The 14,910-nt window shown below is 68.9% G+C and carries 15 protein-coding genes; 3 read left to right on the forward strand and 12 right to left on the reverse strand.

All coding sequences use genetic code 11. The features are described from left to right. Nucleotides 1-11 precede the first annotated feature (11 nt). The 5 genes from Q5Y72_RS15840 to Q5Y72_RS15860 form a co-directional block, all read right to left on the reverse strand. Complete coding sequence (locus tag Q5Y72_RS15840; protein ID WP_305964400.1) at nt 12-1,196, reverse strand: murein hydrolase activator EnvC family protein; 1,185 nt, start codon at nt 1,194-1,196, stop codon at nt 12-14. Continuing rightward, nucleotides 1,193-2,710, reverse strand: a complete 1,518-nt coding sequence (gene gpmI, locus Q5Y72_RS15845) for a 2,3-bisphosphoglycerate-independent phosphoglycerate mutase (protein WP_305964401.1) — start codon at nt 2,708-2,710, stop codon at nt 1,193-1,195. The genes Q5Y72_RS15840 and gpmI overlap by 4 nt, the downstream gene beginning before the upstream one ends. Nucleotides 2,711-2,792: 82 nt before the next feature. Then, nucleotides 2,793-3,260 carry a 23S rRNA (pseudouridine(1915)-N(3))-methyltransferase RlmH gene (gene rlmH, locus Q5Y72_RS15850; RefSeq protein WP_305964402.1) on the reverse strand — a complete coding sequence of 156 codons (468 nt, stop codon included), beginning with the start codon at nt 3,258-3,260 and terminating at the stop codon, nt 2,793-2,795. Nucleotides 3,261-3,279: 19 nt separating this feature from the next. Beyond that, nucleotides 3,280-3,648, reverse strand: coding sequence for a ribosome silencing factor (gene rsfS, locus Q5Y72_RS15855; protein ID WP_305964403.1), 369 nt, complete (start codon nt 3,646-3,648; stop codon nt 3,280-3,282). A 133-nt stretch (nt 3,649-3,781) separates the two neighbouring features. Next, complete coding sequence (locus tag Q5Y72_RS15860) at nt 3,782-5,149, reverse strand: mechanosensitive ion channel family protein (protein ID WP_371930848.1); 1,368 nt, start codon at nt 5,147-5,149, stop codon at nt 3,782-3,784. A 260-nt stretch (nt 5,150-5,409) separates the two neighbouring features. Here Q5Y72_RS15860 and leuC point away from each other — a divergent pair, with 260 nt between their 5' ends. Beyond that, nucleotides 5,410-6,843, forward strand: a complete 1,434-nt coding sequence (gene leuC / locus Q5Y72_RS15865) for a 3-isopropylmalate dehydratase large subunit (protein WP_305964404.1) — start codon at nt 5,410-5,412, stop codon at nt 6,841-6,843. Nucleotides 6,844-6,895: 52 nt separating this feature from the next. Here leuC and Q5Y72_RS15870 read toward each other — a convergent pair whose 3' ends face one another. Continuing rightward, nucleotides 6,896-7,441, reverse strand: a complete 546-nt coding sequence (locus Q5Y72_RS15870) for a hypothetical protein (protein ID WP_305964405.1) — start codon at nt 7,439-7,441, stop codon at nt 6,896-6,898. A 97-nt stretch (nt 7,442-7,538) separates the two neighbouring features. Here Q5Y72_RS15870 and leuD point away from each other — a divergent pair, with 97 nt between their 5' ends. Both leuD and Q5Y72_RS15880 read left to right on the forward strand, forming a co-directional pair. Then, nucleotides 7,539-8,144, forward strand: a complete 606-nt coding sequence (gene leuD / locus Q5Y72_RS15875; protein ID WP_305964406.1) for a 3-isopropylmalate dehydratase small subunit — start codon at nt 7,539-7,541, stop codon at nt 8,142-8,144. Beyond that, nucleotides 8,135-9,202 (forward strand): endonuclease/exonuclease/phosphatase family protein, encoded by a 1,068-nt coding sequence (locus tag Q5Y72_RS15880; protein ID WP_305964407.1) that lies wholly within the window; start codon nt 8,135-8,137, stop codon nt 9,200-9,202. Before leuD ends, Q5Y72_RS15880 begins: the two co-directional genes overlap by 10 nt. A 281-nt stretch (nt 9,203-9,483) precedes the next feature. On the opposite strand, the gene Q5Y72_RS15885 is transcribed toward Q5Y72_RS15880, so the two are convergent. The 6 genes from Q5Y72_RS15885 to motA are packed head-to-tail and all read right to left on the reverse strand — an operon-like array spanning nt 9,484 to nt 14,899. Beyond that, complete coding sequence (locus Q5Y72_RS15885; protein WP_305964408.1) at nt 9,484-9,855, reverse strand: hypothetical protein; 372 nt, start codon at nt 9,853-9,855, stop codon at nt 9,484-9,486. Continuing rightward, nucleotides 9,849-10,910 (reverse strand): flagellar type III secretion system protein FlhB, encoded by a 1,062-nt coding sequence (flhB, locus tag Q5Y72_RS15890; RefSeq protein ID WP_305964409.1) that lies wholly within the window; start codon nt 10,908-10,910, stop codon nt 9,849-9,851. Before flhB ends, Q5Y72_RS15885 begins: the two co-directional genes overlap by 7 nt. Further along, complete coding sequence (locus Q5Y72_RS15895; RefSeq protein WP_305964410.1) at nt 10,907-11,662, reverse strand: flagellar biosynthetic protein FliR; 756 nt, start codon at nt 11,660-11,662, stop codon at nt 10,907-10,909. The genes flhB and Q5Y72_RS15895 overlap by 4 nt, the downstream gene beginning before the upstream one ends. Continuing rightward, entirely contained in the window at nt 11,662-13,758 is a 2,097-nt protein-coding gene (locus tag Q5Y72_RS15900) for an FHIPEP family type III secretion protein (RefSeq protein WP_305964411.1), read from the reverse strand. Before Q5Y72_RS15900 ends, Q5Y72_RS15895 begins: the two co-directional genes overlap by 1 nt. After that, entirely contained in the window at nt 13,755-14,036 is a 282-nt protein-coding gene (locus tag Q5Y72_RS15905; RefSeq protein WP_305964412.1) for a hypothetical protein, read from the reverse strand. Before Q5Y72_RS15905 ends, Q5Y72_RS15900 begins: the two co-directional genes overlap by 4 nt. Then, nucleotides 14,033-14,899, reverse strand: coding sequence for a flagellar motor stator protein MotA (motA, locus tag Q5Y72_RS15910; protein WP_305964413.1), 867 nt, complete (start codon nt 14,897-14,899; stop codon nt 14,033-14,035). The genes Q5Y72_RS15905 and motA overlap by 4 nt, the downstream gene beginning before the upstream one ends. Between the last annotated feature and the right edge of the window lie 11 nt (nt 14,900-14,910).

Raw genomic sequence — 14,910 nt, forward strand, 5'->3', positions numbered from 1 at the left:
CCTTTCCTGCCTCAGTTCTGTTGCGGCTCGACGACCGGATTCAGGATGAACCAGTCCGCCGGATCCAGCGTTTCCGTGCCCTTGCGCAGTTCCAGATACAGGCTTTCGGTGCGGCCTGCATCCATCCCGCGCGCGGCGTCGGCGACAAATTGCGCCCCGAATTCCTGCGCAGGGCCTTCCGATCCGCCCATCAGGCCGACCGGATCGCCCGCCTTCAGCACATCGCCGATCTCACCGAAGACCTGCGACAGCCCTGCGAATATCAGAAGATAGTCGCGCGCGGGCTCGACGATCATCACATTGCCGTAATCCAGCAGCGGGCCGCGATAGCGGATGGTGGCGGGCCAGGGTGTGGTGACCAGCGCGGCGGGCGCCGTCGCGATCACCCAGCCGGGCCGGCGCACGCCGGCGGCGTCGGGTTCGTCATAGGGACGCAGCACGCTGCCGACCACCGGCAGGGCAAGGCTGCCCTGCGCGGCCTCGAAATCATCCATCGGCGCGCCGATATCGGTTTCCATCCGGTCCACGCCCTGCGCGAACTCGTCCAGGCTCTGCGCGGCCTCGCGCAGCTTCTGCAGTTCCTCGGGCGCGTCGGCGAACCGCACCGGCATGGTGGACCGGTCCGTGACCGCGCTGGCCAGGAGCCGCCGCGCCTCCTGCACCGAGGCAAGCCCCGAGGCCAGCATCTCGCTGGCCGCCGACTGCAGCGCGCGCACGGTGGCGATCTCGTCCAGGTCGGCCTTGAGGCGCTCGGCCTCGGCGCGCAGGCCGGGCGTGACATCCGACAGGATCATCCCCGACCGGGCATTGGCCAACGCCCCCGCCGGATGCAGCAGCAGTGTCGATTCGGGCGATTGCTGAAGCGCGGTCATCGCGCCCAGCACGCGGGCCAGGCGCGCCCGCTGGGCCTCGAAGCGGGCGTGAAGATCGGCCTCGCGCGCGCTGGCCTGCCGCAGCCCCTCGCGCAGGGCGGCAAGGCCATGCTCGTAGCCGCGGATCACCTCGGTCAAGGCGGTCACCTGGTCGTCGGCGCTGACCGCCTCTGCCAGCTTGGCCACCGCCGCGCGCAACTGCGCCGCCGCCGCCTCGGCCTCGGCGACCGCCTCGTTGGCGGGCGTGGCCGCACCGGCGGCGCCGAGCGGCAGCGCGCAGAGGGCCAGCGCCAGCGCCAGCGCGCGGATCGGATATCGCCTCATGCCGGCACGATCAGGCTGCGACCGGTCATCTCGGCCGGCTGCTCGAGGCCCATCAGTTCCAGCACCGTCGGTGCCACATCCGCCAGCCGCCCGTCGCGCAGATGCGCGCCCGCCGGGCCGCCATAGACGATCACCGGCACCGGATTGGTCGTGTGGGCGGTATGCGGCCCGCCCGAGTCGGGATCGCGCATCGTCTCGCAATTGCCGTGATCGGCGATGATGACCGCCGCGCCCCCGGCCCGGTCCAGCGCCTCGATCATCCGGCCCAGCCCCTCGTCGACGGCCTCGCAGGCGCGCATCGCGGCGGGCAGGCTGCCGGTATGGCCCACCATGTCGGGATTGGCGTAGTTCACCACGATCAGGTCATAGCCCGCGCCGATCACCTCGACCAGCTTGTCGCTGACCTCGCCGGCCGCCATCTCGGGCGCGAGGTCGTAGGTGGCCACCTTGGGGCTTTTTGGCATGTGCCGGTCCTCGCCCGGCTCGGGCGTTTCTCTGCCGCCGTTGAGGAAGAAGGTGACATGGGGATATTTCTCGGTCTCGGCCAGCCGGAACTGCCGCAGGCCGCAGGCCGCGACCCAGGCGCCCAGCGTGTTAACCACCTGGGTCTTGGGATAGGCCGAGGTCATGAAGGCGTTGTGCGCCTCGCTGTAGTCGACCATGCCCAGCATCGCGGCCCAGTCCGGGCGATCATCCACGCCGAAGGCGTCGAAATCGGGATCGGCCAGCGCCGACAGGATCTCGCGGGCGCGGTCGGCGCGGAAGTTCAGGCAGAACACCCCGTCGCCATCCAGCGCGCCGTTGTAGCCGTCGATCACGAAGGGCTGGATGAACTCGTCGGTCTCGCCGCGGGCATGGGCGATCGCGATCGCCTCGGCTGCGCTGGAGGCGGCCTCACCGGCCCCGGCCACAATGGCGCGATAGGCGCGTTCCACGCGGTCCCAGCGGGTGTCGCGGTCCATGGCGAAATAGCGGCCGATCACCGTGCCGATGCGCGCGCCTTCGGGCAGACGATCCTGCAATCGGGCGATGAAGTCGCCGGCCGATTGCGGGGCCACGTCGCGGCCGTCGGTGATCGCATGGATGACCACCGGCACCCCTGCCCCGGCCACCGCCTCGGCGGCGGCGACGACGTGGTTCAGATGCCCGTGGACCCCGCCATCCGAGACCACGCCCATCAGGTGCGCGGTGCCCGCGGTCTCTTTCAGCCGCGCCACGAAATCGGCCAGTGCGTCATTCTGGAAAAAGCTTCCATCCTCGATCGCAAGGTCGATCTGGCCCAGATCCATCGCCACCACCCGGCCCGCGCCGATATTGGTGTGCCCGACTTCGGAATTGCCCATCTGCCCGCGCGGCAGCCCGACATCGGGGCCGTAGGTCACAAGCGTCGCATGCGGGCAGTCGCGCATCAGCCGGTCGAAATGCGGCGTCGCGGCCTGGTCCGGGGCGCTTTGGTCCGGCCGGTCCGAGATGCCCCAGCCGTCGAGAATGCACAGGATCACGGGTTTCGTCATCGGGACCTCGCTTGGATTTGCGCCTTGTTACGCCGCCGCGCGCCCTGCGACAACCGCCGAAGCCGTGCCGCGCGGCGCATGGCTAGGTGCGGTGATAGGGCGAGCCGGCCAGGATGGTGGCGGCGCGGTAAAGCTGTTCGGCCAGCATCGCGCGCACCAGCATGTGTGGCCAGACCATCCGGCCGAGGCTGATCTGCCAGTCGGCCCGCGCCCGCAGCGCCGGGTCCAGCCCGTCCGCGCCGCCGATCATCAGGCACAGGTCGCGGGCCGCGTCGCGATAGCCGGCAAGCCGCGCGGCGAATTCGGGCGAGGTCGGCTGCTCGCCGCGTTCATCGAGCACGACCAGTGCCGCGCCGGCGGGAATCGCCCGCACCAGCAACTCGGCCTCGGCGGCCATGCCGCCGCCGCGCCGGTCCTCGATCTCGTGCAGGGTGGCGGGTGGCAGGCCCAGCCCGCGTCCAGTGCGGGCGAAGCGGTCCAGATAATCGCCGACAAGCGCCGATTCCGGGCCTTTCTTCAGTCGCCCGACGGCGACGATGTCGATTCGCATGGCCGGCGGGCGGGCCGGGTCAGGGCGCGGGCCGGGACACGGCCTCGCGCACCCGGCTCAGCGCGTCGGCAGGCATCCACATCTTCTCCAGCTGGTAGAATTCGCGCACTTCGGGGCGGAACACATGCACGATCACGTCATCCGTGTCGATCAGCACCCAGTCGCCGGTTTCCTTGCCCTCGATGCGCGGGCTGCGTCCGGTGGCCTGCTTGAAGCGGTCGGCCAGCTTTTCGGCGATGGCGCCCACCTGCCTTGCGCTGCGCCCCGAAGCGATCACCATGTGATCGGCCATGGCCGAGCGTCCGCGCAGGTCGATCGTCACGATGTCCTCGGCCTTGTCGTCGTCCAGCGATGACAGCACGAGGGCCAGATGCTGGTCGCTGCTCAATGCATCGGCCGCGGCGTTCGCTGCCGGCGTTTGGGCCGGCGAGACGTCTTGTGACAGGGTTCAATCCTCCGGTCAGCGCGCCGATAGCCCCCGGCGCAGGGGTAGTCCGAAGATAGCATCTTTTCGGCCCATCTCAATCACCGGTCACGACTTCGGCACCGGCTGTTGCCACGGCGCGCGGGGTTTCGCCCCCATCCGCGCCGGCTGCGCGGTCCAGCAGCCGAACCTCGCGCTGCGGGAAGGGGATCGAGACGCCGTGCTCGCGGAAGGCATCCCACAGCGCGAGAAAGACCTGACCGCGCACATTCGTCAGCCCCGCCTCGGCATCGCCGATCCAGAAGCGCAGGACGTAATCCACCGAACTGTCGCCAAAACCCGTGACCCAGCAGACCGGCCGGCGCTGCGCCAACACCCTCTTGACTGACAGGGCGGCGGCAATGGCGATGCGGCTGACCTCGTGGGGATCGTCATCATAGGAGGTGCCGAAATTCAGGTCCAGCCGCACGAAGTTGTTGGTGTGCGACCAGTTGACCACCTGCCCGGTCACCAGGTCCTCGTTTGGGATCAGGTATTCCTTGCCGTCGCGCGTCACCACGCTGACATAGCGCGCGCCCAGTTCCTCGATCCATCCGAAGGTCTCGCCCAGCGAGATCACGTCGCCGGGCTTGACCGACTTGTCCAGCAGGATGATGACCCCCGACACGAGGTTCGAGACGACCTTCTGAAGCCCGAAGCCAAGCCCGACACCGACCGCGCCCGAGAACACGGCAAGCCCGGTCAGGTCGAAGCCCACGGCCTTCAGTCCGACGATCACCGCAAGGCTGAACAGCCCCACCTGCAGCAGCTTGGCCGTCAGCACCCGCATGGTGGGCGAGATGTCGTCGTTCTGCGCCAGCCGGCCGCTGATCGCGCGCGAGATCACCCGCGCCCCCGCGATCATCAGCCCGGTGATCGCCAGCGCCTTGATGACCGTCAGCAGCGACAGCCGGAAATCGCCGACGCTCAGCGCGACGGTGTCGAGGACGGCGGCGGCGGGCTCGGTCAGGGCCAGAAGGTGCAGCGTCACCCAGACCCAGGCGGCCCAGGTGACGATGCGTCGCAGGAAGCGGTTGGCGATCACCCGCGCCAGGAAGAAGATCCCGACCCATGCCGCCGCGATGGTGGCGGCCAGGGCGATCAGCTGGCTGCGGAAGGGCAGCGTCACCTCGCGCATGACCAGCACCACCGCCCAGGCCAGCAGCGTGAACACGATCAGCGTCAGCCGCCGGTCCACCAGCAGCCCCAGCCGCAGGCGCCATTTCGGCCAGTTCTCGCGGCTGCGCAGCCAGCCCGTCAATCTCGGCGAGATGAGCCGCGCGACCAGCCAGGCCAGCAGCACCAGACCGGCGATGGCCGGCAGCTGGTAAAGCCGCGACGGGATCAGTAGCGTGCGCAGGAACATCCAGACCCGATCCCACAGGCCCTGGGCTGCGTCGATGACCTCCGGGCTGAACTGCTCCACTGGCGACCTCCCCGTCCAGTCTGGACCGGTGCCGAGGGCCGCGACAAGCCCCGGCGATATTGCGTCAACGCCGAAAGGCCCGTAAAAGATCACCCATGTCCGGGTTCATCTATTTCGACATCCATGATCGCGCACGCCTGCCCTCGCGGTTCTATGGCGAGTCGCTGAGCGTGACGGCGCGAGGCTGAGGGCTGCGCGGGGTCGCCCCCGCGCGCCCCGATCCCGACCTTCCCGATGCCTCACAGCCGAAAGTTGCAGCCATGACCGAACACCCCGCCCCCGCCGCGCGGACTCTCTATGACAAGATCTGGGACGCCCATGTGGTGGACCGCCAGGAGGACGGCACCTGCCTTCTCTACATCGACCGCCACCTGGTCCACGAGGTGACCAGCCCGCAGGCCTTCGAGGGGCTGCGCATGAGCGGGCGCAAGGTCCGCGCGCCCGAACGCACCATCGCCGTCCCAGACCACAACGTGCCGACCACGCTGGACCGGGAAAAGGGCATCGAGAACGAGGAAAGCCGCATCCAGGTCGAGGCGCTGGACCGCAACGCCCGCGAATTCGGCGTGAACTACTATCCGGTCGACGACGTCCGGCAGGGGATCGTGCACATCGTCGGGCCGGAGCAGGGCTGGACGCTGCCGGGCATGACGGTGGTCTGCGGCGACAGCCATACCGCCACGCATGGCGCCTTCGGCGCGCTGGCCCACGGCATCGGCACCAGCGAAGTGGAACATGTGCTGGCCACCCAGACGCTGATCCAGAAGAAGTCGAAGAACATGAAGGTCGAGATCACCGGCCGGCTGTCGCCGGGCGTGACGGCCAAGGACGTGGTGCTGGCCATCATCGCCCACACCGGCACTGCGGGCGGGACCGGCCATGTCATCGAATATTGCGGCGAGGTCATCCGCAACCTGTCGATGGAAGGCCGCATGACGATCTGCAACATGGCCATCGAGGGCGGCGCCCGCGCCGGTCTGATCGCCCCGGACGAAACCACCTTCGCCTATGTCCGGGGACGCCCGCACGCCCCCAAGGGCGCGCAATGGGAGGCCGCGCTGGCCTGGTGGCGGACCCTTTCCAGCGACGAGGGCGCGCAATGGGACAAGGTCGTGACCCTGCGCGGCGAGGACATCGTGCCCACCGTGACCTGGGGCACCAGCCCCGAGGACGCGCTGCCGATCACCGCTTCGGTTCCCGCGCCTGAATCCTTCGGCGGCGGCAAGGTCGAGGCGGCCCGGCGCAGCCTTGACTACATGGGCCTGACCGCCGGCACGCCGCTGACCGACATCGCCATCGACGCGGTCTTCATCGGCAGTTGCACGAATGGCCGGATCGAGGATCTGCGCGCCGCAGCCGCCGTGCTGAAGGGCCGCCGTCTGGCCCCGGGCGTGCGCGGCATGGTGGTGCCCGGCTCGGGCCTGGTGCGGGCCCAGGCCGAGGAAGAGGGTCTCGACGTGGTGTTCAAGAATGCCGGCTTCGAATGGCGGCTGGCGGGCTGTTCGATGTGTCTTGCGATGAACCCCGACCAGCTGGCGCCCGGCGAACGCTGCGCCGCGACCTCGAACCGCAACTTCGAGGGGCGGCAGGGCTACAAGGGCCGCACCCACCTGATGTCGCCCGCGATGGCAGCGGCGGCGGCGGTCACGGGCCGGCTGACCGATGTGCGCGAACTGATGGCCGAGACGGTCTAGGGCCGCCATGCCCACGACCGTCCACCCTGTTGCCGCGTTCCGCGGCGCGGCCTCAGCCGCGCCGCAGGATCGCGATGGCGTTCAGGGCGATCAGCAACAGCCCGGCATTCTCGAACAGGTAGTTCGTGCTGACGCCGAACTGGCGCTGGCCGATCAGCGCGTCCATGTGGTGAAAGCCCACCGCCCGGACCGCCACGAAGGCGCACAGCACGGCCAGCCCGACCAGCGCCACGCCCGACTGGCGCAACCGGCCGCGCAGGGCCTTCAAGCCGACCAGCAGCCCCGCCAGCAGAGCGATACCCAGGATCGCGATGAAGCCGGCCTGCACGAAGCGGCGATATTCGTACCATCCCTGCGCCTGCGCCAGACAGCGCCCCAGCGCCGTCATCGCGCTTTGCAGGTCCAGCTGCTTGTTGATCGCCAGAACCAGCATCAGCCCCGCAACGAGGCCCCAGAAGGCGCGACCGTCGCGGCCGCGAAGGCATCGCCAGACCTGCACCGCCAGCACGAGGCACAGCAGATAGGCCAGAACCGTAAGCCAGCCCGTCACATCGGGATCGCCGATCCGCGGTCGCCATGCGCCCGCCACGCAGCCCATCAACCCATCCATACCGAAACCAACACATCGTCGCAGTTGCGTGCAGCCTAGCAGCCTCGCCCGACCGCCGACCAGATACAATCACCCGAGGACCGACATGGACAAGTTCACCACCCTCACCGGCATCGCGGCGCCCATGCCGCTGGTCAATATCGACACCGACATGATCATCCCCAAGCAGTTTCTGAAGACCATCAAGCGGTCGGGTCTGGGGGTGAACCTGTTCGACGAGATGCGCTATGATCGCGACGGGACCGAAAATCCCGACTTCATCCTGAACCAGCCCGCCTGGCGTGACAGCCAGATCCTCGTCGCCGGCGACAATTTCGGCTGCGGCTCGTCGCGCGAGCACGCGCCGTGGGCGCTCCTGGATTTCGGCATCCGCTGCGTCATCTCGACAAGCTTTGCCGACATCTTCTTCAACAACTGCTTCAAGAACGGCATCCTGCCCATCGTTCTGCCGCAAGAGGCCGTGGACGTGCTGATGGAGGATGCGCGCAAGGGCGCCAATGCGCGCATGACGGTGGATCTCGAAAACCAGACGGTCAGCAGTGCCGATGGGCATGAATTCCATTTCGACATCGACCCGTTCCGCAAGCACTGCCTGCTGAACGGGCTGGACGACATCGGGCTGACGATGGAAAAGGCCCCCTCTATCGACAGCTACGAGACGCAGATGGCCCAGGCCCGCCCTTGGGTCTGAGGGCCGCCGCCCTTGCCTGCCTGCTGGCCGGCCCGCTTGGGGCCGAGCCGATCCGCATCGCCACCTGGGACCCCGGCCTGACCCGACAGGGGCCGGGCCTGCTGCTGCGCGACATCCGCGCCCGCGACCCGCAGGTGCTGGCGGCAGCGCAGGTCATCGTCGCGGCACGCCCCGACGTGATCCTGCTGACCGGAATCGACTGGGACGCCGACGGCAGGGCGCTTGCCGCCTTTTCGGCGCTGATGGCCGACGCCGGACTGGATTTTCCGCATCGCTTCTCCGCGCGGCCGAACAGCGGCTTGCCCACCGGGCTGGACCTTGACGGCGACGGCCGCCTGGCCGAGGCCGACGATGCGCAGGGCTGGGGGCAGTTCACCGGCCAGAACGGCATGGCCGTGCTGTCGCGCCTGCCCCTTGGCCCGGTGACCGACTACAGCGACCGTCTGTGGCGCGACCTGCCCGGCAACCTGATGCCCGCGGTCGGGCCCGAGGTGGCGCAGGTCCAGCGGCTGTCCTCCACCGCACATTGGGATCTGCCCGTGATGACGGCGCGGGGGCCCCTGCGCCTGCTGGCCTGGGCGGCGACGCCGCCGGTCTTCGACGGACCCGAGGACCGCAATGGCCGGCGCAACCATGACGAGGCTGCTTTCTGGCTGCATAACCTGCCCCATGCGCCCTTCGCGCTGATCGGCAATGTCAATCTCGACCCGACCGACGGAGAGGGCCGGCCCGAGGCCCTGCAACGCCTGCTGGATCACGCCACCGACCCGATGCCGCGCGGCGCGTGGCAGCCGCCGCAGACCGGCGCCAACGCCACCCATGCCGCAGATCCCGCGCTGGACACGGGCGATTTCGACGAGGCCGGACCCGGCGATTTGCGCGTGGACTACATCCTGCCGGCGCGGGCGCTGGGAATCGCGGGCAGCGGCGTGCTGTCGCCGCCCCCCGACAACCCCCTTGCCGAGGCCGTGGCGCGCGCCTCGGACCACCGGCTGGTCTGGGTCGATCTGGTCATGCCCGACCCGCCACCGCCACTCGCCGGCGCGGCCCTTCGCTGACGGCCCGGTGCGGGCCGGTCCCGGTCTGCCCGTGCGCCCACCCGGCCCGCACCGGCCTGGCCTTTCCGGGTCGGGGGTGCATCGCCAGTGGCCGGATCGGCAGGGGCCGCGCCGGTCTGACCGGACCCGTTCGGCGACCCTTGCGCCTGCCATGCGGCGACGCCGGACGCGCCGCATGAGCGGGCGACCGGCAACCATGTGATACGCGACCGGCAGGCAGCGCGGTGGCGGCCATCGCGGCCCGCACCATGCCAATCGCTGCGGACACGGATCTCGGCGGTTCAGTACCGGATCTTCACCGCCTGGGCGCTTTCGCGGCGGGCCAGTTCCAGCAGCACCTCGGCCCGTCCGAATTCGCGGGCGGCCTCTTGCCGTGCGGCCTCGAAACGGGGCGTCAGCCGGGCCAACTCGGCATCGGCGCGGCGCAGTTCGCGGGCCGCGCGCCCGGCCTGGGCATTGGCCATGCGCGCTTCGGACAACGACAGCGGCGCCGTGCTGGCATAGCTTTGCGACAGGGCGGCCTGCATTGCGTCGACACGCTGACGCGCCGCAGCCATATGGGTGCTGAAGGCCGCGAATTTCTGCAACTCGCGCTCGGCCTTCAGCCGGGCAAGGCGTTCCAGCGCGGCCAGCTTGTCGGCCGCTTTCACCATCCCGCCCGGGCCTTTTCGCGCATCGTCTCGGCAAAGCGGATGGCGGCGGCAACAGCCGCGAAATGGTCGCGGCGGATCTCCTCGCCCACCGCAACGCTTCCATGGATCGCCCGCGCGCAGGGCGGATCGGACCAGATCGGCACCTTCGCCTCGCGCGCCCGGTCGCGGATGCGCGCCGCGACGTCGTCGGTGCCCTTTGCCAGGCACACCGGCGCGCGCCCGCTGCCGCGCGCCCATTGCAGCGCCACCGCGTAATGGGTGGGGTTCACGATGATCACATCGGCCTTGGCCACATCGGCCAGCATCTGTTTCATCGCGATGTCGACGGCGCGCTGGCGCCGGGCGGCCTTCAGATGCGGGTCGCCCTCGGCGTCCTTGTATTCGTCCTGCATTTCCTTGCGGCTCATGCGGTTCTTGCGGCGGTGCTCATGCCATTTCCATATCATGTCCAGCACCGCAAACAGCGCCGAGATGGCGATGGCCAGCATGAAGACCTGCCCCAGCAGCATGCCCAGATCGCCGATCCAGCGACCGGCGGTCATCGCGCTGCCTGCCAGCCGGTCCAGAAGCGCCGCGAACAGGTACCAGCCGCCGGCGCAGACCAGTGCTGCCTTGCCGAACGAGATGGCAAAGGTCATCAGCCCGGACACGCCGAACTTCTGGCCCGCCGTCTTCACCGGGTTGATCCGGTTGAAGTCGAGCGCCAGCTTGTCGGGGGTGAGGACCAGCCCGCGCTGCGCGATCAGCGCCACGCCGATCGCCAGCGCAGGCACCAGAGCGAGAACGATCAGCGCAATGCCCGCATACTGCCCCAGCATCGCGGCGAGGCCGAACACCTCCTGGACCGGCCAACCCTCGGCGCCCATCGCGCGACTGGCCATCGACAGCCATTCGCGCACCGCAAAGCCGGCGCCGATGGCAAAGGCCAGCCAGGCGCCGACATACATCGCCATCACGTTCAGCTCGGTCGAGCGCGGGATATCGCCCCGTTCGCGCGCCTTGCGCAGCTTCTGTTCGGTCGCCTCGAAGGGCTTGTCGTCATTCTCCTCGGTCATTGCGGCCTCGGCAGGGTAAAGTCCAGGACGGCCTCGACCCAGATTCCGATCAGCATGGGCGACAGCACGGCAAGCGCGACCAGCGCCAGCAGGATCGAGGCGGGCGCACCGATGAACACAACGGGCAGCGCGGGCATCACCCGGTTGATGACGCCCGACAGCGCCTGGAACAGGAACCCGCCAAGGGTGAAGGGCGCGGCGATCAGCATGGCCAGCACGAAACCGTCCGACAAGACGCGGACCGCCGCCGGTGCAAGCATCGCCGCATCGGGCCAGCCCGCGACGGGCCAGACGCTGAAGCTGTCGGCCATCAGTTCGACCAGCATCACCGGCAGCCCCATCACCATCAGCACCGCCATGCCGCCCAGATGCAGCAGGTTGCCGATCGGATGGGGTGCGGCCTCGTTCTGCACGCCGATGATCTGCGACAACGAGGCGGTCGCCGCGATCGCGGTGGTGGCGATGTCCAGCGCCAGCGCCAGCAGCCGCAACAGCCCGCCCGAAGCCAGCCCCGCGACCATGGCGCCCGACAGCTGGCCCAGCATGGCGAGGCTGTCGGCGGGCGCCGACACCGGCGCGACCAGCCCGGCCAGCAGCGGGGCGATGGCCATCGCCGCGGCGACGCGGACCCGCACGGGCAGGACACGTTCGCCAAGGCCGGGAACGATCAGGATGCAGGCCTGGACCCGCGCATAGACCAGCACCAGCCGCCAATCCAGCCCCGGAACCCAGGCGGCAAGCTGATCCCACATCACGCGGCCTCGATCGTGCCGACCAGCTGCAGGTCGGCCTGCGGGTCGACCTCCTCGAGGCCCAGCACCGGCACGGCCACCCCGTTCGAGCCCAGCACCGCCCGGATCACCCTGCGGCGATGGTCGGGCGCGACGATCACCGTCCGCAGCCCCTGCTGCGAGATCGCCAGCGCCCGCCGCGTCGATTCCAGCAGGCGTTGCGACAGCGCCGGCGTCATCGCCCCGCCACCGCTGCGCCCGGTCTCGGCATCGGCGCGCACGAATTCGGCCTCCCAGGCAGGGTGCAGCTGCAGCGCCGAAATGCGCCCGGCATCATCCGCATATTGCTGTGTGATCTGGCCACGCAGCCGCTTGCGCACCATCTCGTAGACGGTCTCGATGCTTTCGACGGCCCGGAACTCGTGGATGGCATCGACGATCAGGGGCAGATTGCGGATCGACAGCCGTTCCTCCAGCAAGGCACGCAGCACGGCCAGAAGCAGTTCGGGCGTGACCTTTTCCGGGATCATGCTGTCGAGATAGCGGCGATTGCGCTCGGCCCGCGCCGGATCGGACAGCGATTTCAACTCTTCCAGCTGGCGCTGCAGGGCGCCCAGCGTCAGCAGCGCTGACAGGTTCGACTTGACCACCTCCATCAGATGCGTGGACAGCACCTCCATCGGCGACACGACCGTCGCGCCCAGGGTGGCCGCGTCGTCCTGATCGTCGCGGGGGATCCAGCGGGCGGGGCTGGCATAGACCGGCTCGCGCACGGCGGCACCGCCCAGCTGGTCCAGCAGGCGGTCGGGGCCAAGCGCCAGCACCTCGCCGGGCCGCAGGCTGCCCCGCCCCCGCACCACACCGTGAATGCGGATCTGGTAGTCGCCGGGGGGCAGGTCGTCGGTGTCGGTGATCCGGACATCGGGCAGGATCAGCCCATAGCTGCGTGCGATGTGGATCCGCAGGTTGCTGATCCGGCTGCCCAGCCCGCGCGCCTGATCCAGCGCCGTGACGATCAGATCCGCGCCGATCTCGACGCTGATCTCGTCCGTGTCGAGGACATCGCCGATCCGGCTGGCCGGTCGCGCCGCGGGTTCGGGCAGCGGCGCCGCATCGTCCCCCACGGCAGCTGCCCTGCGCCGCGCGAGGATCACCGCCGACGCAGCCATCGCGGCCGCAAGCGCAAGGAACAGCAACCGGGGCATGCCCGGCACGAAGGACATAAGAAGCATCGCGGCGGCGACCACCGCAGCGGGCTGCCAGCCACGCGTGAACTGGTGCGAGATCAGGTCGGCCGTCGTGTCGGTGGCGCCGCCACGTGACAGCAGCAGCGCCGCGGCCATCGAGGTGATCAGCGCGGGGATCTGGCTGACGAGGCCGTCGCCGATCGTCAGGTGCGAATAGGTTGCCACCGCATCGCCGAAGGCCATGCCATGCACCACGATCCCGACAGTCAGGCCGATCAGCAGGTTGATGAGAGTGATGACGATCCCCGCAATGGCATCGCCCTTGACGAATTTCGAGGCGCCGTCCAGAGAACCGAAAAAGCTGATCTCGCGCTGTTCCTGGATGCGCCGGCGCTTTGCTTCGTGGTGGTCGATGGCGCCGGCGTTCAGGTCGCCATCGATCGCCAGCTGCTTGCCCGGCAGCGAATCCAGCGCAAAGCGCGCGGCGACTTCGGCCATCCGGCCCGAGCCCTTGGTGATCACCATGAAGTTGACCACCGAGATCACCGCGAAGACGGTCAGCCCCACCAGCAGAGAGCCGCCCGCGACGAAGGCCGCAAAGCCGTTGATGACCTGGCCGGCGGCATCGGGGCCGGTATGGCCCTCGGTCAGGATCAGCCGCGTGGAGGAGACGTTCAGCGACAGCCGGATCACCAGGCTGACCAGCAGCAGAACGGGAAATGCCTGGAAATCGGTGGGCTTCTCGACCAGCGACGCCATCACCAGCACCAGCGTGGCCGTGGCGATCGAGATCGCGATGCCGAAATCCAGCAGGCCTGCCGGCAGCGGGATCACCAGCGAGATCACGATCAGCACCAGCCCGCCCGTGACCAGCAGCGGCGCGTCGAGATAGCGGCCCGATTTGGGGCCGACTGCAGCCACAGGCTTCATTCGCGGATCTCCTGCGCTGGTGGAACGGGTTTCAGAACGTCGTCGAGACCCCAGGACGGATCGGTCAGCAGGCCGATCCGGCGCAGATACACGATGGCCTGCAGCCGCGCGGCCGGTTCCATCTGCAGCAGACGGACCCGATAGTCGGGCGGCAGACGCTCACCCGCCAGAAGCCAGCCCGAGGCCTCTCCGGCGAAATCCGACAGCTCCGCGGGCATCGGCAGGGCCGCCTGGGCCAGCGACGAGGTCAGGGCAAATAGCGCCGGCACCAGCATCATGCGGCCTTCTTCAGGTCCCGCAGCGCGGTCTCGAGCGTGTCGAAACTGGGCCGCACATGTTCGGGCACGGCCTGGCGTCCGACCTCGACGCAGAGGCTGGTGGCGTGCTGATGCAGCCCCGCGATCAGCACCGACTTGATGACGTCGTAAAAGCCAAGGTCCTGCTTGATGACACCGCCCAGCCGGTTGGCCAGCGGTGCGACGAAGCCATAGGCCAGGAACACACCAAGGAACGTGCCGACAAGCGCGCCGCCGATCATCTTGCCGAGGATTTCGGGCGGCTGGTCGATGGCACTCATGGTCTTGATGACACCGAGGACCGCAGCGACGATCCCAAGGGCGGGCAGCGCGTCCGCGACGCTCTGCAGCGCGTGGGGGACGTGCATCTCCTCTTCGCGCAGGATGGCGATGCGCCGGGCCAGCATTTCCTCGACCTGATAGGGATCGTCATAGTTCAGGCTCGCCGAGCGCAGCGTATCGGCGATCAGCGAGACGATGTTGTGATCGGCCGAAAGGCGCGGATAGGCCGTGAAGATCGGCGATTCCTGCGGTTGCTCGATATGCTGTTCAAGCGCCACGGGATTCTCGCGCGCGATCTTCAGCAGCTGGAACATGAGGCACAGCACGTCCTGGTGGTCCTGCGCGGTCCATTTCGGCCCCTTGAAGGCGCGGGTCAGGCCACCCGGCGTCGCCTTCAGGACATGGCCGTCATTCGACAGAAGATAGGATCCGATCGCCGCGCCGGCGATCATCATCATCTCGAACGGCAGGGCATGGGCGATCACGCCCATCTTGCCGCCCGCCAGCAGATAGCCGCCGAAGACCATCACGACGGTCACGAAAATCCCTACAATCCCGAACATCGCGCCACCTC

The sequence above is a fragment of the Paracoccus spongiarum genome (assembly GCF_030732095.1).
GTDB lineage: Bacteria > Pseudomonadota > Alphaproteobacteria > Rhodobacterales > Rhodobacteraceae > Paracoccus > Paracoccus spongiarum.